We start from the raw sequence: 17674 nt of genomic DNA, 5'->3' as shown, positions 1-17674 counted from the left end.
TTTTCTTTGGATTGATTTATTTAGTTGTAAGCTCACCATTTTTTATTTACCAATTTCCTTCAAAGTAGAGTTCAATTTTCGAACGCTTCGGAGCCGAAATTCCGCATTATTTATTTATAAAGTGTCGTGTAAAGAAAATTTAGGCGTCAATTTTATAATTGAACATATTCATCCGGAAATCCAAATTTCATTAATTGCGAGATCATTCGCACAACTTCTTCTTGCAATTCAACTTCGAATACCAGAGGATTGTTTTCATGATTCACCACTATTGAATTCTTATCCATACATATCGACAACAAAGGAATTGACTCATCATCACTCAAAGGATAATCGCCGGTATAAACCCGCCCATCTATTGCTCTTGCAATGGATAAATACTTTGGTTCCAAGCTGCCATATTCAGCCACTTTGAAGCTTGTGAAGAATTTATCCACATACTCAATACTTAAATACTGTTTGCCAGATTTTCCATAATGAAAATTATTTATAAATAAAAATAGCTGATTTGTTATCTCTTTTTGCAATGGTGTTTGATCAAAATATTTTAATATTTTTGATGTTTTTGTTTTTTTAATACAAAATCCATTCACATCTCTTTCTATGAATTCAATTTTTGAAAAACTTGGATCAACAAGTGGGGTTTTATTTAACGCGAAACAACCCAAATCCTTTGAATACCCGAATGCCTCGTTGTGATGTATATCAAAATATATATCAGAACGAAATCCAATTGATCCACTATATTCTTTTTCATTTACAACGTACGGATTCATAATCTAACTACTATATTTCTTCAAAATATCCCAAGATGAATTGGAACGACACAGTGTTTTACTTTGCGGAATATTACTAAGCATATCTCCTAAATCTTTTTGAGCTTTCAAGAAATTCTCTCTTTTTATTGTAATTTGACCAACAACTTTATTGGCACGAGTTTCTGGTATCGTTACGCCGGTTGCTCCACCTTCAATAAGAGAGTCAAACATATTCAATCGACACTTGCAACACATTCCAACAGGTATATTTCCAGTTCCAAAATGTCCTTCAATATCGGAAATTGTTACATGCTGCCCTCTTAATGCACCTTGTTTATTTAACACATCCAGATTTCTTATTTCCGAATGTACGCCCTTTGGCAAATTTGGCAATGAGCTAGACCCCTTCGAGGTAGATACCTTGGAGGTTGCTCCTCGCATTCTTGCAAGACCAAATATATCCACCCAAATGATTGGGTTCTCTGCATATTGGTATGTATTAACCCCTCCCGCCAACCCAATCGGATCCTGACTAACAAACCTCCCCACATCCGGATCGTAGTACCTGAACCGGTTGTAATGCAGCCCCGTCTCAACGTCAAAGTATTGCCCCTGGAATCTCAGGTGCTGCTCAGGTCGGCTGTCCTGGTCCTGTTCCACCCAGTGCTGGGTCAAGGTATTGCCCATGCGTACCGTCTGCAGCACGGCGGGATGGTCAATGCTGGCCGTAGCGCCCCAGGCCTTGTAGCTGGCGGCCCAGACGATATGGCCTTCCGCGTTGGTCAGTTCCCGGGGTGTGCCCAGGTGGTCCGTGTGCACATGCAAGGTCTGGTTTTGCAGCGCCTTGGGGGGTGCTTCCTGAGGCACCACGCCCTTCAGGCGCGATTGCAGTTTGCGCTGCAGCGGCAGGACCTTGGTGTTCCAGACCTTGTCGTCATTGCGCGCTTCGTGCAAGGCCTGCTGCACGAAGGGGCTGCCCAGGGCTTTGTCGCGCGCCTGCTGGTCTTTGCTCCAGAGGCTTTGCACCTGGGCAAGCGGCACGAAGCTGTCGGGCTCATACAGGTAGAGCCTGTGGCTTGTCGTGTCCTTGCCGTCCTTGTGCTGCAGGGCGTGTTCGGCCAGCAGGCGGTTGCCATCCCACAGGAAGTGTGTGACTGCGTGGCGTGCGAGCTTTTTCTGGACTGCAGGGGCGTGGTGTTCCTGCCATTTGGCTATGCGCCGGCCAAAGGGGTCGTAGGCATAACGCCAGTGCGCCTGCTCACCCTGGCGCTGGTTCTGGTTTTCCGTGTGGACTGCAATGAGCTGGTGCTCCGCATCCCAGGTGAAGTGCTGTATCTGGTGCTTGCCGCTGCGCTTGTCGGTGCAGTTGCCCCAGGTGTCGTACTCGTAGCGGTGCTCCTGCCAGACCTTGAGCCGGTTGCCCGCCACGCGATCCCATTGCGCGGGGTCGGCGTTGGCGATCAGCGCGTCGTCCCTCAGTTGGAGCAGGTTGAAGTTGGGGTCTGAAAGGTGTTCCCTGACGTAGCGCGCCCATTGTTCGTCCGGAGTCTCCGTGCCTGGCGGGCGCGGGCTGGCAGGGCTGGCTTGTTGTGGCGGCGGCTGATCGGGGTCGATGAGGTTGTGCGCCGGGTCGAAGGCGAAGCGCTCCGCCGCGTGGCCAGCCAGGGCCTGGGTCAGGCGGCCGATGGCGTCGTACTGGTAGAGCGTGCGGCCCGTGCGGCTGTCGTCGATGCTTTGCAACTGGCCTGCAGCGTCGTAGCTGTAGCGCCTTGCGATGCTTTGGCCGCTGGTGGTGTTGTGGGTGCTGGCAGCAGGCGCTGTGCTGGCACCGTCTGAGGCGGGCCCGGCCTGGCTGGCCAGCAGGCGCCCCAGGGGGTCCAGGTGGTAGCGGCTGCGCAGAGTGCCCTGGCTGCGCTCGATTTCCCGGTGCAGGGCGTCGCGTTCAAAGTCGCAGATGACTTCGCCGTCGATATGGATCTGGTGCACGTGGCCCGATCCATAGGTCAGCGTGTGGATGGTCCGGCCATCGGGCAGGCAGGTGGAGATTCGGTTGCCCAGCAGGTCGTAGCGGTGCGTGAGCGCGCCGTGCTGGCCCAGGCGGGTGTGCAGGATTTCGCTGGCGATCTGGCCCACGGGGTTGTAGAGCAGTTGCACCCGCGCATTGGCATTGCGTGCCATGGTGAGCTGGCCCGCGGCGTCGTAGGCCAGGCGGGTGCGCGTGGGTGGCTGCCCGCGCTTGTGGGCCCGGCGCTCCAGCATGCGCCCCATGGCATCGCGCTGGTAGTAGGTACGGATGGCCGATGGATCGCGCCCCATCCATGTGGCGCCCTGGGGCAGTCCATCGACCATTTCCAGCAGATGGCCGACACGGTTGTAGCGGTAGTCCAGGCGCCGGCCATCAAAGCCCTGCTCCGCCAGGAGACGATCCAGGGCATCCCAGGCAAAACGGTAGTGGGCCCCGTTTTCGTTGATGAGGCGCGTAAGGCGACCGAAGCCGTCGTACTCGTACTGCAACGAATGGCCCAGCGCATTGGTGCGGGCGAGCGGGTTGCCGTAGACGTCGAGCTGGTAGCGGGTGTTCTGTCCCAGTGGGTCCTGGTGCGCAATCAGGCGGCCTGCGGGGTCATAGGCGAAGCGTTCCTCGCAGCCATCCGCTGCGCGCAGCAAGGTCAGGCGCCGGACACGGTTGAGGCGCGTGTAGCCGTGCAGCGTCTTGTGGCCCAGGGCGTCGGTGATGGACAGCACGTTGCCCTCAAGGTCCCACTGCAGTTGTGTGGGCTGGCCGGAGCAGTCCGTGTATTGGACCAGCTGGCCCAGCCCGTCGTATTGCAGCTGCCTGGATTTGCCCAGGGCGTCGGTGATGGTGACGGGCAGGCCGCGCTGGTCGTAGCGGTAGCGGGTGGTACTGCCGTCCGCAGCCGTGGTGCTCAGAAGGTTTCCGCGCTCGTCCCATTCGAAACGGGTGGTCCGTCCCAGGGCATCGGTGATGGCGACAGGCTTGTCCTGGCCCTGCAGCCACTGCGTGGACTCTTGGCTTCCGTCAGGCAGTTGTGCCAATGTGGTCCGGCCCCGCGCGTCGTATTGGTAGGTGGTGATGTTGCCTTGGGCGTCGGTGTGTAAAAGCACGTTCCCATAGGCATCGCGTTCGAGCCGGGTGACGCCGCCCAGCGCATCCACCGATGCAAGAAGGTGGCCATCCGCGTCGAAGCGCTGCTCGAAGCTGCGGGACATCGTGCCGCTGCTGTGCGTGACCTGGACCGTGTGCGCTGCGTCGTCATAGCGCATGTGCCACTGCGCGCCTGTGGAGTGCCGCATGGCCAGTACCTTGGCCTCTGGCTGGAGGGAACTCCATTCGTAGCGGACAACCAGCCCACTGGCTTCCTGGCGCTCCACCAGTCGGTGGTCCACGTACGTAAACCGCTGGCAGACGACACCGGTGTCATCCACGACTTCGCTCAGGGCGCCATCCTTGCTGTAGCGGTAGCTGACCAGCAGCGGCGCCTGTGCAGGCGCCGGCGCCTCTTCCTCGAGCTGACCATGCCATAGCACCTGCACCAGCCGGGGACTGCCCGGGACGATGGACCAGTCATAGGCAAAACCCACTTGGACGCCGTCCGTCCTGCGCAGTGTCACGGGCAGGCCGGCGGCGTCGTACTGCAGGTGGAAGCCGTTGCCGTTGCTGTCCTCCACTCCCGCCAAGCGGATATAGCGGGTGGCGGCCGCTGCGGCGGCCCCAGGCGCTTCGTCGCCACGGCCGAACAGCAGGCGCGTGCCATCCTGGCTGACCACTTCCCAGCTTGCACCACCTACACACCGCAGCGTGATGTGCTCATACCGGGAGTAGAACTGCTGGCCTGCCTCCAGATGCGGAAACGAAATACGCCGGCCCTGCGCATCGATGAGGACTACTTCCTCGGGCATTGCGAGCAGATGCAGCGACATGGGCACAGTCCATCCCCTGCCAAGAAGGCCTGCATGCGCGTTGTCGGACAGGTAGGTACGCTGCCAATGCAGGGGCATGGCCCCGTCGATCACGAAGTCTCGCTCGTTGACCCCATTGAGCACGCATGCGCCATAGGCCAGTTGAATCGTTTCAGGATTGGCGCTCATGCGTATTCCCTCTCTTTTTATCTATTTGTCTATTTTTTCGCACTGCAGAATTTTTCTAGCAGGCGCAGTTCTTGTCGGATTTCCCCTTGCCCCTGCGCCGAATAAACGCCCCGGACAGGGAGGCGGCGAATACCGTAGTGAGCTGGTTGCGTGCATAGCTTCCCAATTCAGGGACTTCCTTGGGATCAATGCTCTCCTTGCTGGCCCTTTCCTTGAAAAGCTCCAAAGCCACTTTCAGCTGCTCGCGGCGCGCATATTGTTCAGGACCCCCACCAGGAATGGATCGCCCTGACCCATAGTCGCCAAGCTCAGTAAGAATCGCAGAAGTTTCTCCTCTTATCTTTTCACGAGGAACGCCATCGACATAGTTCTTCAGCCCATCGATGCCTTTTTCCCAGTCGGACAATGGTGGCAGCCCCGGCTTTGGTTCTGTCTTCTGCTGCGCAGGCGCTGAGCCTTGATATGTCTCGGTTTTTGGTGTGATGATCCCCGGGGCATTGGCATGGGTGCCAGGCTGCGGGAATCCGTTCGCTTTCTTCGTCGCGCGTTTGTTGATCTGATAGCTTTCATCTGGCTTGACCACAACTTGATGAATAACCCATCCATCACCTTTTGAGTTTCTTGAATATTCGTAGCCATCACTGGCTCCATTGCCGGAGGTGGTCATTTGCGATAATCCATTCTTATCACGTCATGTCAGGGTTTCTTGCGATTCATCCAGACCTTGTCACCGGTCCGCACCACATGGCGTTGGTTGACAAAAACGGTGGCGCTGTGCTGCTCGCTGCGGCTGATCGCTACATGCGTGCCGGACACGATTCCCTTGCCTCCACCTGGCTCATCACCTTTCACGTTGTCCACGTAGCTCTCTTCGTGCAGGTAGGCAGGCTTTCCTGCAAAAAACACATTGGGAGAGCACTGCCCACTCTGATCCATGCTATGCATGATGGGATAAGGGATGGGTTTCCCTTTTTTGTTGGGCGTCAGGCATACATCCGGCAGTGTGTTGATCAAGACAAACTGGCCATCCTGGGCTGTTCCCATTTCCTTTGCCATAAATCACTCCTGGGTGCGCTGAAGAACTTCGATCATCTTTATTCCTGCATTGGCCGCGATGTTGGTGCGGTGCACGCAGGTCAGTGTCATCTTCTGCATGTCGAAAATCAGCGTATCTAGATGCATGGGGCGCTCCAGTACCGGGCCCGCGTGAAGCCCCACCAATGAATAAGGATGATTGCCTGGGACCTTTGCGCGCAAATATCCTCCGCCTGGCGTCAGTCCGAACAAGGTAATGCTCTCGCCACCTTTTGGATAATCAATCTGCTGGTCCGCAGGTGCACAGTTCCAGTAGGAAAAATCAAAATCCTTGGGCAAGGCAGGCCAACGGCTTTCAAGCCATTTGTGGTCATAGCTGCCTGTCAGCTGCACACGTGGCTGCCACCAGCGTCCGTTAGGCCCCAGCCCGACCACAGGATAGTTCTGGCCGCGGAGCCATCCATCATCGAAGGCCTTGTTGAACACTTCGATCTGTGGTGCACGAAATTCATTTTTCCCGGTTTTTTTGACCCATGCCTTGTCCAGGAATCCGCATCCAATCGGATTGAGTTCATGACGCGAAAAAATCTCGGGATCGGCGTCTTCATCGTTTTTTTCCGGCCAACGACAGGTTCCACCAAACGCAAGTTCATGGCAGATAGGTACACGAGTGGCCTTTTCTGGCTCACTGAGCTGCCAGCCCAATAAACCGGAGCGTATGACGCGCGGGCCGCAAACCATCAACACCTTGTCCCATTTATCGATCTTGACACCGGCAGCCCAGCGATTGAAGGGTTTCTCCTCCGGAGAATGTGCAAAGGCATGCGAGAAGATGACATCGCAGCGGGGCTTGTAGGGCGAAAAATCGCTCTCCTGGACAATCGAGCTGGTATGACACCCGGTATAGAACTCGTCGGTTTGCACCAGTTCAACTTGCTTTTTTGCAAGACGTGGAAACCCGTTTTCATCCAGTCGATTCAGGTCATAGGTAATCCGGGTGACCATGACGTGAAATACGTGGTCATCGGTATCCAGCATCTGAAAATACTGGCTCGGGAAGCGGGTGCGATTTCTGACTTCGGGCAAGTCCGCAGTGGGCGTCGAAGATTCCAGAACATAGGAGGGGCTGCTCATTGCACACCCCTCAGTTCAGGTCTATCCGGTCGGATTCCATGCCTATGTGCTTGGACCCAACCACATCGATGGTGTTTCCATTGACGACAATGGTCCCATCCTCCTGCATCACGATCAGGCTTTTGCCCACCTTCAACGTAATGCTCTTGCCGTCCATGGTGATGGATGACCCGGCCGCGCCGCCGCCTTCCGAATTCGCGCTGCTGGGCGCGGTGATGTTCATCGCCATCCCGGACGATGCGCTTCCACTGCCGCCCCCTCCACTGCCCGCGCCGACTTTGAGCTCGTACTTGTCGCCCACACTGACATCCTGTGTCTTGCCGATCGTGTCCTTGCGGCTACTGCCCACATTGGTGATCATGGTCATGCCTACGTTGAGGTTGTAGGCCACGCCAATATTCACCATCTTGGCGACACCCACGTTCTGCATGTAGGCGATGCCTATGGTCTCGGTCTTGAACCGGCCCACAGTGATGGACCAGTTGCGACCTATCTTGTCCTTCTCGTGTTTGCCAACGGTTTTGTTGCGTGACTGCCCGATCTTCACGGTCTCGTTCAGATCCACGGTCCGTTGGCGGTTCTGGTGAACGGTCAGCGTCTCATCCAGGTCCACCACTTCAGTGCGCCAGCCGTGGACATCGATCTTCTCGTTGCGGTCCACGGTCTCGGTACGGTCCCGGTGGATGACGCTGGTCTCGTCCCGGTCCACGGTCTTGCGCCGGTCGTTGCCCACCCATTTGTCCTCGTCGTTCTCGACTTCGGTGAGCTGGTCCTTCTGGGCATGCAGCCACAGCTGCTCGGCGCCTGCCTTGTCCTCGAAGCGGATGGCGTTGGCGTCACCCGGGCCGTTCTTCATGCCCGCGCCCGCGGCGCCGCCCTTGCTCGATCTGGTCTTGATGCCCGATTGCGTGGCGTTGGCCGGCAGCGCCCAGGGCGGCATGTTGGCCGCGTTGTAGACGCAGCCCGTGACCAGCGGGTGGTCGGGGTCGCCGTTGAGGAAGTCGACGACGACTTCATGCCCTATGCGGGGAATGGAGATGGCACCGAACCCCGGGCCTGCCCAGTTCGTGGCCACGCGGATCCAGCAGCTGGAGTTCTCGTTCATGCCGCCCAGCCGGTCCCAGTGGAACTGCACCTTGATGCGGCCGTATTCGTCGGTCCAGATTTCTTCTCCGGCCGGGCCCACGACGACGGCGGTCTGCGGGCCCGTGGTGCGGGGCTTGGGCGTGGTGCGCTGTGGCGTGTAGGCAAGACTGGTGGGCTGGGCCTGCAACTCGTAGCGCTGGAAGGAGCCGTCTTCCGCGGCGCTGCCCTTGGCGCCCGGGGCCACGGCACTGACGCGGGGGTTTTCTTTGAGGTGGTAGCTCAGGCCCGTGATCAGGTACTGCTGGTTCTGGTCGCCGCGCGGGTAGTTGTAGAGGCTGAAGGTGTAGCCCGTGGCCAGCGCCCGGTGGCAGGAATGGCCCCGCACCCGGCTTTGGCCCGTGAGGCTTTCCTTCAGGCGCACGCGGATGTAGTCCTCGCCGTCGCTCAGCTGGGTGTAGCCGCCCGGCCATTCGTAGATTTCGTGGCCGTCATGGGCGTGGCCCGGTGGGTCGCGCCGCAGGTGGGTGAGGTCGGCCCGGGGTTTCTTGAAGTCGTAGTCGTCGCTGTAATGGCGGCCCGATTTGATTTCCTGCTCCAGATGCCAGGCGTGGATGTTTTCCTGATCGCCTGCGGCGGCTTTTTCCGGGGGATAAAAGGGAATGGAGGCGCCCCCGGGCAATACGCTGTGCGAAGCAATGATGTCGTCGCACAGCACCAGGGTGTGCTGGCCCGAGGCATGCTCGAAGAAGTAGTAAATGCCTTCGTGCTCCATCAATCGCGAGACAAAATCGCAATCGCTTTCGTTGTATTGAACGCAGTAATCCCAGCTGCGATACGCACGCGTGAGTTTCTTTTGCAGGGGATGGCCATAGACGCCCAATACCTGCTCGATGATGTCGGGCACGGTCTGGTTCTGGAAGATGCGAAAGTCGCTCTTGCGCGTGGCCAGCCACAGCCAGGGGCTCAGGCGCGCCTTGTAGGCGTAGTGGCGGTGGTCCTGGCCCTGCATGCCGAAGCGGGTGACGATGCCGTCGATGAAGCGCCTGCCGCCGCCCTGGGTTTCTATTTCTATGGTGGCGTTTTTGCCCAATAGGGCCTTGGGATCGATGCTTTCGCTTTCGCTGAGCATTTCCACATCGAGGCTGAAGAGCTGGCTGATGTTTTCCTGGCCGCGCAATTCACGGAAATGCAGCTGCTCGCCCAATGGCGTGTGTATGGTGACTCGGCGTGTCATAGTGCGCGCCGCCCTGGGGGCGGCCTCCCTGCTCTTGGTGAGCCGGGATCATAGACAAGCCGATGGCCATAGGGCAATCAAATGCAGGGCCGGATACATCCTGTAAATGTAAGCAATTGCCCATCTTGGATACAGGCCTGTATTTGAATGGCATGCCACCCATTGATCTTCAATGCCATTCAACCCTCCATCGCGCCTTGAATTTCGCCTTGAACCGCGAATGCATTGCGCGTGCTCACACTCCCAAATACCGTTCCCACAGCGCTCTGTCCCCATCCAGCGCGGCCGAGTCTCCGCTCCACACGACTTTGCCGCGCTCCAGGATGAGGTGGCGGTCGGCCAGGCCCAGCAGGCGCTCCACGTATTTGTCGATGACCAGGATGGTCTGGCCGGCGGCGCGCAGTTGGGCCAGGCAGGCCCAGATCTCTTCGCGGATGCGGGGGGCCAGGCCCTCGGTGGCTTCGTCCAGGATGAGCAGGCGCGGGTTGGTGACCAGGGCGCGGCCTATGGCCAGCATTTGCTGCTCGCCGCCTGACAGCTGGTTGCCCATGTTGGAGGCGCGCTCGCCCAGGCGGGGAAACAGCGCGAACACGCGCTCGGGCGTCCAGGGCTGGGCCGCGCCGGGGCTGCCCGAATTGCGCTGGGCCACAAAGGCCGTCAGGTGCTCGCGCACCGTGAGATTGGGAAAGCACTGGCGGCCTTCGGGCACGATGGCCACGCCGGTGCGGGCGATGCGGTCGGTGGCCCAGCCGGCAATGTCCTGCCCGACAAACACCATGCGGCCGGCGCGCAGGGGCAGTTGGCCCAGCAGCGTGCGAAGCAGCGTGGTCTTGCCCATGCCGTTGCGGCCCAGCAGGGTGACGACCTGGCCTGCCTCGATGCGGAGGTCCACGCCGAACAGCACCTGGCTGGGTCCGTAGCCGCTTTGCACGGCCTGCATTTCGAGCATCACGCGCCCTCCTTCACTTCTTCGTCGCCCAGGTAGGCCTGGCGCACGTCGGCGTTGCCACGTATCTCGTCGGGCGTGCCGGTGGCGATGATGCGGCCGTAGACCAGCACGGAGATGCGGTCGGCCAGGCGGAACACGGCCTGCATGTCGTGCTCCACCAGCAGCATGGCGGCACGGCCGCGCAGGGATTCGATCAGCTCGGTCAGGCGCAGTGTTTCATCGGGGCCCATGCCGGCCATGGGCTCGTCCAGCAGCAGCACGCCAGGGCGCGCGGCCAGGGCCAGCGCGAATTCCAGCTTGCGCTGCTCGCCATGCGGCAGCGTGCCAGCGGGGCGTTGCAGCAGGCTGGCATCAATGGCGCATTCGCGCGCCAGCTCGCGGGCCTGCTCGTAGAGCGCGGTCTCGGCCGCGCGCGGGCGCCAGAAGCTGAAGCTGCTGCCCGCATGCGCCTGCACGGCCAGCACCAGGTTGTCCAGCACGCTGGACTGCTTGAAGATGTTGGTGATCTGGAAAGACCGCGACAGCCCTGCCGCCACGCGCTGGTGGGCGTTGAGCGCGCTCACATCGCGCCCCGCCAGCACCAGCGTGCCCGCATCGGCCGCCAGCGTGCCGGACAGCAGATGGATGAGCGTGGACTTGCCCGCGCCATTGGGGCCGATCAGCGCATGGATCTCGCCAGGCGCCAGCGACAACGAGACATGGTCGGTGGCCAGCAGCGCGCCAAAGTGGCGCACCAGGCCCTTGGCTTCCAGGGCCGGGGTGGGAATGGAGATAGGGGTGGCCGCGCCGCTCATGCCTGCCTCCCGCGTGCGGGCCACAGGCCCATCAGGCCGCGCGGCGCACCGAACACCACGCACAGCAGCAGCAGGCCCAGCGGCAGGTGCCAGTACTCGGTCCACATGCGAAGCACTTCCTCCAGCGTCAGCATGACGACGGCGCCGGCCACGCCGCCCCAGCGCAGGCCCACGCCCCCCACCAGCACCATGATCAGCAGGTTGGCCGACTGGGTCCAGTGCATGAGGCTGGGGGAGATGAACAGGTTGTGGTTGGCCAGCAGCGCGCCCGCCAGCCCGGCCACGGCGCCGCTGAGCACAAAGGCTGCCAGCTTGATGCGATAGACCGGGTAGCCCAGCGACTCCATGCGCGACTCGTTCTCGCGCACGCCCTGCAGCGCCTTGCCGAAGCGCGAATCCACCAGCCGCCCGAACACGGCCATCAGCACCGCGAACAGCACCAGCACCACGTAGTAGAAGGAGACATCGTGGCCCAGGTCCAGCCCGGGCAGCACGGAATGGCCGGGCAGGTTCAGCCCGTCCTCGCCGCCGTACTGGCGCAGCGAGATGAAGATGTAGAACAGCATCTGCGCAAAGGCCAGCGTGATCATGATGAAGTACACGCCGCGCGTGCGCAGCGACACGGCGCCCGTAGCGGCGGCCAGCAGCCCGGCCAGCAGCGCGGCGGCCGGCCAGGCCACCAGGGCCGAGGTCACGCCGTTCATCGCCAGGATGCCCACCGCATAGGCCCCCGCACCGAAGAAGGCCGCATGCCCCAGCGCCACCATGCCGCCATAGCCCAGGATGAGGTTCAGGCTGGTGGCAGCCAGCGCGTAGATCAGTACGCGGCGCACGAAGGAGATGTAGAAGTCCAGCCCCAGCGCCGGAGCCACCAGCGGGAACACCGCCAGCGCCAGCAGCGCGAGCACGGTCCAGAAGAACCGGGCCTGGAACCTGCCCTGTAATGTGCTGTGTTCCATGCTCAGCCTCGCGCGGGGAAAAGGCCGGAAGGACGGTACACCAGCACCACCGCCATCAGCACATAGATGGAAATCGCCGCCAGCGTGGGCCCCACGCTGGATGCCACGGCCGGGGAGAACACCTGGCGCAGCAGCATGGGCAAAAAGGCCCGCCCCGCCGTATCCACCATGCCCACCAGCAAGGCGCCAACCAGGGCGCCGCGTATGGAGCCTATGCCGCCGATGACGATGCACACCAGCACCAGGATGAGGATGTCCTCGCCCATGCCCACCTGCACCGAAGTGATGGGCCCCAGCAGCGCCCCCGCCACCGCCGCCAGCATGGCGCCCAGCGTGAACACGCCCAGGAACAGCAGCGGCACGCGCACGCCCATCAGCGTGGCCATCTGGCGGTTGGAGGCCCCTGCCCGCACCAGCACGCCGGCGCGCGTGCGCGTCACGAACCAGTACAGGCCCAACGCGGCGGCCAGGCCGAAGACGATGATCATCAGCCGGTAGGCCGGGTACATGAGATCGGGCAGCAACTGCACCGGCCCCGACAGCGCGGCCGGCATGTTCAGCATCACCGGCGCCGGGCCCCAGACCATCTTGACCAGGTCATTGGCAATGAGGATGACGGCATAGCTGCCCAGCACCTGGGCCAGATGGTCGCGCACGGCCAGGCGCCGTATCAGCACCAGCTCCAGCACCACACCCGCCACGCCCGTGGCCACGGCTGCCACCAGCACGGCCGCGGCGAACGAGCCCGTGCGCTGCATGGTCTCGGCCGCCACATAGGCGCCCGCCATGTACAGCGAGCCATGGGCCAGGTTCATGATGTCCATGATGCCGAATACCAGGGTCAGCCCGGCCGCGATCAGAAACAGCATCAGCCCGAACTGCAGGCCATTCAGCAATTGCTCCAAGAGCAGCGTCCACGTCATCCACACGCCCCCTGCCGCAGGCGCAGTGGCCCGCGCGCGGTCAACAAATCATCCGGCTTTGAAAATCAAGATCAAGGCACGCCGCGCCCGACGGGGGCGCGGCGGCGGGGTCACATCCTGCAGTCGTTGACGTAGACGTCTTGATATTTATCGAACACCTTGCCCACCAGCTTGTTGGTGATGCGGCCGCTGCCGTCCTTCTCGATCACGCGCTGGTAATAGGCCTGGATGGGATAGTGGTTCTTGCCGTAAGTGAAGGGGCCTCGCACCGAGGCGTAGTCGGCCTTCTCCAGCGCCTTGACAATGGCCTGGCGGTCCGAGGCCTTGCCGCCGGCCTGCTTGACCGCCGCATCCATGGCCATGATCACGTCATAGGCCTGGGCCGCGTAGACCGAGGGGTTGCGGCCCTTGTACTCCTTGCGGAAGGCCTCGACGAAGGCCTTGTTCTGCGGCACGTCCAGGTCATGCGCCCACTGCGCGGTGTTGACCATGCCCAGCATGGGCTCGCCCACGGCCTGGATCACGTCCTCGTCGGCCGAGAAGCCCGGGCCGATCAGCTTGACGCTTTGCGACAGCCCCGTGGACACGAACTGCTTGACGAAGTTGATGCCCATGCCGCCCGGCAGGAAGATGTAGACCGCATCGGGCTTGGCCGCGCGGATCTGGGCCAGCTCGGCCGCGTAGTCGATCTGGCCCAGCTTGGTGTAGACCTCCTCGCCGGGCGCGGTCTTGTAGCCGCGCTTGAAGCCGACCAGCGCATCCTTGCCCGCCGGATAGTCGGGCGCCATGATGAACATCTTCTTGAAGCCACGGTCGGCGGCCAGCTTGCCGGCTGCCTCATGGAAGGCATCGTTCTGGTAGGACGTGCCGAACCAGAACGCATTGCACTGCGCGCCCGCGAACTGGCTGGGGCCGGGGTTGTTGGACAGGTAGGGCACCTTGGCGCCGAACAGCGCCGGGCCCACGGCCAGGGCCACGTTGGAGCCGATGGGGCCGGTGAAGAAATCCACCTTGTCGCGCTGTATGTAGCGCGTGACCAGCTGGCGCGCCTGGTCGGGGTTGCCGCCCATGTCGGTCTGCAGGAACTCGGCCGGCTGGCCGCCCAGCTTGCCGCCCAGCTGCTTGATGGCGAGGTTGAAGCCATCACGCGCCTCGGCGCCCAACGCGGCAAACGGCCCGGAAATATCGTTGGCGATACCGACCTTGATGGTGTCCGCCTGCGCGAGCGCGGGAACAAAGGCAGGGGCCAGGGCCGCTGCGGCCAGGAAGGGGGTGAGGAAACGCATGCTGCTGTGCTCCTTGCGCGGGCCGCGCGGATGGCAATCGGTGGTGAGGCAGTCTTCCGTCACGCTGGACGGGAAACTCTGTAAGGGCTGGAACGGTTGGCGCAGGTCTTAGTTTAGGTTTAAAGTATTTTGCAGAACAAGTCTGGGACTTGTACCAATACCTGCCATACAAACCATTTCGCGCCATCTCCGTTCCAATGCCCGCACTCTACCGTCACTACGACCGCGCCGGACTCGATGTCCAGTACAACGCCCGCGCGACGGTACCCGACATCACCCCCATCATCAAGGCCTATGCCGACGACAGCCGGGCCGCGCGCCAGAGCCTGCCCTGCGCGCTGAACGTGGCCTATGGCGAGCATGCCGACGAGCTGCTGGACATTTTCCCGGCAGCAACCGGGGCGGCAGGCGCCCCTGTTCTCTTCTTCATCCACGGCGGCTACTGGCGGCTGCTGTCCAAGGACGACTCCAGCAGCATGGCGCCCACCTTCACGCGCGCCGGCGCCGTGGTGGTGGCCCTGAACTATTCGCTGGCGCCCGCCGTCACGCTGGACCGCATCGTGGACCAGACACGCCGCGCCCTGGCCTGGGTGCATGCCCACATCGCCCGCTACGGAGGCGACCCGGGCCGCATCCATGTCTGCGGCAGCTCGGCCGGCGGCCACCTGGCGGGCATGCTGCTGGCCGGTGGCTGGCATGCGGACTACGGCGTGCCCGAAGACGTGGTGCGCGGCGCCGCGCCGCTGTCGGGCCTGTTCGACCTGCGCCCGCTGGTGCACACCCACATCAATGAATGGATGCGCCTGAGCGAGCAGGATGCCATTCGCAACAGCCCCGCTCTCCTGCCGCACGGCGCGGCCTGCCCGCTCATCGTCAGCTACGGCGAGAGCGAGACCGATGAATTCAAGCGCCAGAGCGACGATTACCTGGCCGCCTGGAACCAGCGCCGTGGCCCTGGTCCATCGTCAGGCCAGTACGTGGCCATGCCCGGCACCAACCATTTCGACATCGTGCTCACCCTGAACGACCCGGCCGGCCCGCTGACGCGCGCCATCCTCGCGCAGATGGGCTTGAGCGCCTCCACACCGCAGAACCAGCCATGACCCACGCCCCCGACCTGGAATCGCGCGCAGCGCCCGACGACCACCATGCGCTGCGCCTGTGGCTGCGCATGCTCACCTGCTGCAATCTGATCGAAGGCGAGATCCGCAACCGCCTGCGCGGCGAATTCGACACCACCCTGCCCCGCTTCGACCTCATGGCCCAGCTGCAGCGCGCGCCCGAGGGCATGAAGATGGGCGAGCTGTCGCGCCACATGATGGTGACCAACGGCAACATCACCGGCATCACCGACCAGCTGGAGAAAGAGGGCCTGGTGGTACGCACCAAGGTGGAGTCCGACCGGCGCAGCTCCGTGCTGCACCTCACCCCACTGGGCCGCAAGACCTTTGCGCGCATGGCCAAGGCGCATGAATCCTGGGTCATGGGCATGTTCGGCGACATGCCGCAGGCCAGCCGCAACGACCTGTACCAGGCGCTGGGCGACCTCAAGCAGCAGGTGGTGGCCCACCGCTCGCCCACGGACTGAGCGCGCGCAGACCCAACCCCATTCAGCCCTGCACGCAGTTGCGCCCTGCGGCCTTGGCGCGGTACAGCGCACGGTCGGCCGCTTCCACCAGCGCCACGGCGGCACCTTGGGTGGTGCCTTGTGTAGCGCCTTGGGTCGCGCTTTGTATCGCGCCTTGTGTCGCGCCTTGGTTGACGCCAGCCTCATCACCCTGCGTCGTGGCCACGCCAATGCTGGCCGTCACATGGCCAAAGCGGCTGATGCGGTGCTCCAGGGCCAGGCCCTCGATGCGCGCGCGCAGCCGCTCGGCCACCTGCTGCGCGCCGGCCTTGTCGGTATTGGGCAGCACCACGGCCAGCTCTTCCCCGCCATAGCGCGCCGCCATGTCGCCGGGCCGTTGCACCGCCTGGGCCAGCGCGCTGCACACGGCCTGCAGGCAGGCATCGCCCGCCACATGGCCGTAGGCATCGTTGTAGCCCTTGAAGTAGTCCAGGTCGATCAGCAGCAGCGACAGCGGCGTGCCCTCGCGCGCAGCGCGACGGGCCTCGCGCTCCAGCACCTCGTCAAAGCGGCGGCGGTTGGCCAGGCCCGTCAACTGGTCCTGCGCGGCCAGCACCTCCAGCCGGCGATTGGCGTCCAGCAATTCCTCGCGCGCGCTGACCAGGGAGCACTCGGCGCGCGAACGCAGCCGCATCGCGGCCGTCAGGCGCCAGCCGATCAACGCAATCGCCAGAAACAGCCCCAGCACCACGGCCAGCGTCAGCAGCGCCTGGCGCCGCCAGGAGCTCAACGCCTCATCGCGGCCCAGGGCCACCGTGGTCACCAGCGGATAGCGCTCGCTGCGCAGGAAGGCATAGATTCTCTCCGTGCCATCCAGGGCCGAGCGGAACGACGCCGTGCCCGACATCGCCCCCACGTAGTGGCGCAGGAAATTGGGCGACTGCGAGAAGTCCCGCCCCAGGTCCTGCTCGCGGAACGGGTGGCGCACCAGCAACTGCCCGCCCGGCGTGCTCAGTGCAATGGCCCCCTTCTCGCCGATATCGATCTTGCCGAACAGCCGCAGGAAATTCTCCACCCCCAGCGCCACCACCACCGCGCCCGCAAACTGGCCCTCGGCGTCCGTATAGCGCCGGCTGATGGTGATCACCCATTCGCCCGTGGAGCGGCTGCGGATCGGCGGACCGATGTAGATGCCTGAAGATGCGTCGTCACGGTGGTGCGTGAAGTAGTCCCGGCCGGAGCTTTCCGATCCTTCGGGGAACGCCCCCTTGGACGACATCAGCCAATGGCCCTGCGCATCCACGATCAGCAGCTCGTTGAGCTGGTTCAGCAGCTGCTCCTGCCGGTTGACCAGGTACAGCACCCGCTCCAGGAGCACGGGGCTGGCGCCATCCACCTCCAGCCGCTCGGCAATGCCCAGCAGCAGCATGGAGCTTTGGGTGATCACGCCCTCGGCATAGGTGTTCAGTGTCTGGGCCAGGTTGCGGTTGCCGGTATCGACCTCGGCCAGCGTGCGCTGGCGCGCCGCCACCAATTGCCAGACCGTGGCCGCAGAGACCGACACGAACACCACCGCCAGCAACCAGGCCACCAGGCAGGCATCACGCTTCACGGGCCGGCCTTTGCCTCCGCACCAGGCCTTTGTCCACCAATCCCTCTCCATCACATGCACCTGCGCCATCTCGGCAGTCCCGCCGCCGTCCGATCTTGGGATTTCTGCGTCCGGGCTCAGCGCCTGGGCAGCGTCTTTGCGCGGGTGATTTCGGTCTTGACCCAAGTCAAGCCGGAAAAACCCGCGAACCCGATATTGTCCCCGGCTTCGGAAAAATAGGCCGGACG

At 62.1% G+C, this 17674-nt stretch carries 14 protein-coding genes; 2 read left to right on the top strand and 12 right to left on the bottom strand.

What is annotated here, in order from left to right; all coding sequences use genetic code 11:
* Positions 1-152: 152 nt before the first annotated feature.
* The 11 genes from ACFPFG_RS30265 to ACFPFG_RS30215 form a co-directional block, all read right to left on the bottom strand.
* Positions 153-776 (bottom strand): hypothetical protein, encoded by a 624-nt coding sequence (locus ACFPFG_RS30265; protein WP_183021799.1) that lies wholly within the window; start codon positions 774-776, stop codon positions 153-155.
* A gap of 3 nt (positions 777-779) precedes the next feature.
* Positions 780-4868 carry an RHS repeat-associated core domain-containing protein gene (locus ACFPFG_RS30260; protein ID WP_380109590.1) on the bottom strand — a complete coding sequence of 1363 codons (4089 nt, stop codon included), beginning with the start codon at positions 4866-4868 and terminating at the stop codon, positions 780-782.
* Positions 4869-4923: 55 nt separating this feature from the next.
* A complete protein-coding gene (locus ACFPFG_RS30255) occupies positions 4924-5535 on the bottom strand; it encodes a hypothetical protein (RefSeq protein WP_197955903.1) in 612 nt (203 codons plus the stop codon).
* A 29-nt stretch (positions 5536-5564) separates the two neighbouring features.
* Positions 5565-5924 carry a DUF4150 domain-containing protein gene (locus tag ACFPFG_RS30250; RefSeq protein WP_088164314.1) on the bottom strand — a complete coding sequence of 120 codons (360 nt, stop codon included), beginning with the start codon at positions 5922-5924 and terminating at the stop codon, positions 5565-5567.
* 3 nt (positions 5925-5927) lie between these two features.
* Positions 5928-7037: a DUF2169 family type VI secretion system accessory protein gene (locus ACFPFG_RS30245; RefSeq protein ID WP_380109587.1), complete on the bottom strand. Its 1110-nt coding sequence runs from the start codon at positions 7035-7037 to the stop codon at positions 5928-5930.
* 10 nt (positions 7038-7047) lie between these two features.
* A complete protein-coding gene (locus ACFPFG_RS30240) occupies positions 7048-9357 on the bottom strand; it encodes a type VI secretion system Vgr family protein (protein WP_380109585.1) in 2310 nt (769 codons plus the stop codon).
* A gap of 235 nt (positions 9358-9592) precedes the next feature.
* Positions 9593-10306, bottom strand: a complete 714-nt coding sequence (locus ACFPFG_RS30235) for an ABC transporter ATP-binding protein (protein ID WP_380109583.1) — start codon at positions 10304-10306, stop codon at positions 9593-9595.
* Entirely contained in the window at positions 10306-11100 is a 795-nt protein-coding gene (locus ACFPFG_RS30230; RefSeq protein WP_380109580.1) for an ABC transporter ATP-binding protein, read from the bottom strand. Before ACFPFG_RS30230 ends, ACFPFG_RS30235 begins: the two co-directional genes overlap by 1 nt.
* Complete coding sequence (locus ACFPFG_RS30225; RefSeq protein WP_259649352.1) at positions 11097-12059, bottom strand: branched-chain amino acid ABC transporter permease; 963 nt, start codon at positions 12057-12059, stop codon at positions 11097-11099. The genes ACFPFG_RS30230 and ACFPFG_RS30225 overlap by 4 nt, the downstream gene beginning before the upstream one ends.
* Before the next feature lie 2 nt (positions 12060-12061).
* Positions 12062-12982, bottom strand: coding sequence for a branched-chain amino acid ABC transporter permease (locus tag ACFPFG_RS30220; protein WP_197955899.1), 921 nt, complete (start codon positions 12980-12982; stop codon positions 12062-12064).
* 110 nt (positions 12983-13092) lie between these two features.
* Complete coding sequence (locus ACFPFG_RS30215; RefSeq protein WP_063325953.1) at positions 13093-14268, bottom strand: ABC transporter substrate-binding protein; 1176 nt, start codon at positions 14266-14268, stop codon at positions 13093-13095.
* 197 nt (positions 14269-14465) lie between these two features.
* Here ACFPFG_RS30215 and ACFPFG_RS30210 point away from each other — a divergent pair, with 197 nt between their 5' ends.
* Positions 14466-15371, top strand: a complete 906-nt coding sequence (locus tag ACFPFG_RS30210; protein ID WP_380109578.1) for an alpha/beta hydrolase — start codon at positions 14466-14468, stop codon at positions 15369-15371.
* Entirely contained in the window at positions 15368-15856 is a 489-nt protein-coding gene (locus ACFPFG_RS30205; RefSeq protein WP_183021807.1) for a MarR family winged helix-turn-helix transcriptional regulator, read from the top strand. The genes ACFPFG_RS30210 and ACFPFG_RS30205 overlap by 4 nt, the downstream gene beginning before the upstream one ends.
* A 22-nt stretch (positions 15857-15878) precedes the next feature.
* Here the strand turns inward: ACFPFG_RS30205 and ACFPFG_RS30200 are convergent, their stop codons facing one another.
* A complete protein-coding gene (locus ACFPFG_RS30200) occupies positions 15879-17516 on the bottom strand; it encodes a sensor domain-containing diguanylate cyclase (RefSeq protein WP_380109576.1) in 1638 nt (545 codons plus the stop codon).
* Between the last annotated feature and the right edge of the window lie 158 nt (positions 17517-17674).

Origin of the sequence: Delftia deserti, assembly GCF_042653485.1 — a bacterium.
Taxonomy (GTDB): Bacteria; Pseudomonadota; Gammaproteobacteria; order Burkholderiales; family Burkholderiaceae_C; genus Comamonas; species Comamonas acidovorans.
This window is presented reverse-complemented; position numbering and strand designations above follow the sequence as displayed.

Coding starts and splice junctions, on each gene's coding strand:
- ACFPFG_RS30260 (WP_380109590.1), bottom strand. CDS start 4,868: ATGAGCGCCAATCCTGAAACGATTCAACTGGCCTATGGCGCATGCGTG.
- ACFPFG_RS30240 (WP_380109585.1), bottom strand. CDS start 9,357: ATGACACGCCGAGTCACCATACACACGCCATTGGGCGAGCAGCTGCAT.
- ACFPFG_RS30235 (WP_380109583.1), bottom strand. CDS start 10,306: ATGCTCGAAATGCAGGCCGTGCAAAGCGGCTACGGACCCAGCCAGGTG.
- ACFPFG_RS30255 (WP_197955903.1), bottom strand. CDS start 5,535: ATGACCACCTCCGGCAATGGAGCCAGTGATGGCTACGAATATTCAAGA.
- ACFPFG_RS30210 (WP_380109578.1), top strand. CDS start 14,466: ATGCCCGCACTCTACCGTCACTACGACCGCGCCGGACTCGATGTCCAG.
- ACFPFG_RS30220 (WP_197955899.1), bottom strand. CDS start 12,982: ATGACGTGGACGCTGCTCTTGGAGCAATTGCTGAATGGCCTGCAGTTC.
- ACFPFG_RS30205 (WP_183021807.1), top strand. CDS start 15,368: ATGACCCACGCCCCCGACCTGGAATCGCGCGCAGCGCCCGACGACCAC.
- ACFPFG_RS30230 (WP_380109580.1), bottom strand. CDS start 11,100: ATGAGCGGCGCGGCCACCCCTATCTCCATTCCCACCCCGGCCCTGGAA.
- ACFPFG_RS30225 (WP_259649352.1), bottom strand. CDS start 12,059: ATGGAACACAGCACATTACAGGGCAGGTTCCAGGCCCGGTTCTTCTGG.
- ACFPFG_RS30265 (WP_183021799.1), bottom strand. CDS start 776: ATGAATCCGTACGTTGTAAATGAAAAAGAATATAGTGGATCAATTGGA.
- ACFPFG_RS30200 (WP_380109576.1), bottom strand. CDS start 17,516: ATGGCGCAGGTGCATGTGATGGAGAGGGATTGGTGGACAAAGGCCTGG.
- ACFPFG_RS30250 (WP_088164314.1), bottom strand. CDS start 5,924: ATGGCAAAGGAAATGGGAACAGCCCAGGATGGCCAGTTTGTCTTGATC.
- ACFPFG_RS30215 (WP_063325953.1), bottom strand. CDS start 14,268: ATGCGTTTCCTCACCCCCTTCCTGGCCGCAGCGGCCCTGGCCCCTGCC.
- ACFPFG_RS30245 (WP_380109587.1), bottom strand. CDS start 7,037: ATGAGCAGCCCCTCCTATGTTCTGGAATCTTCGACGCCCACTGCGGAC.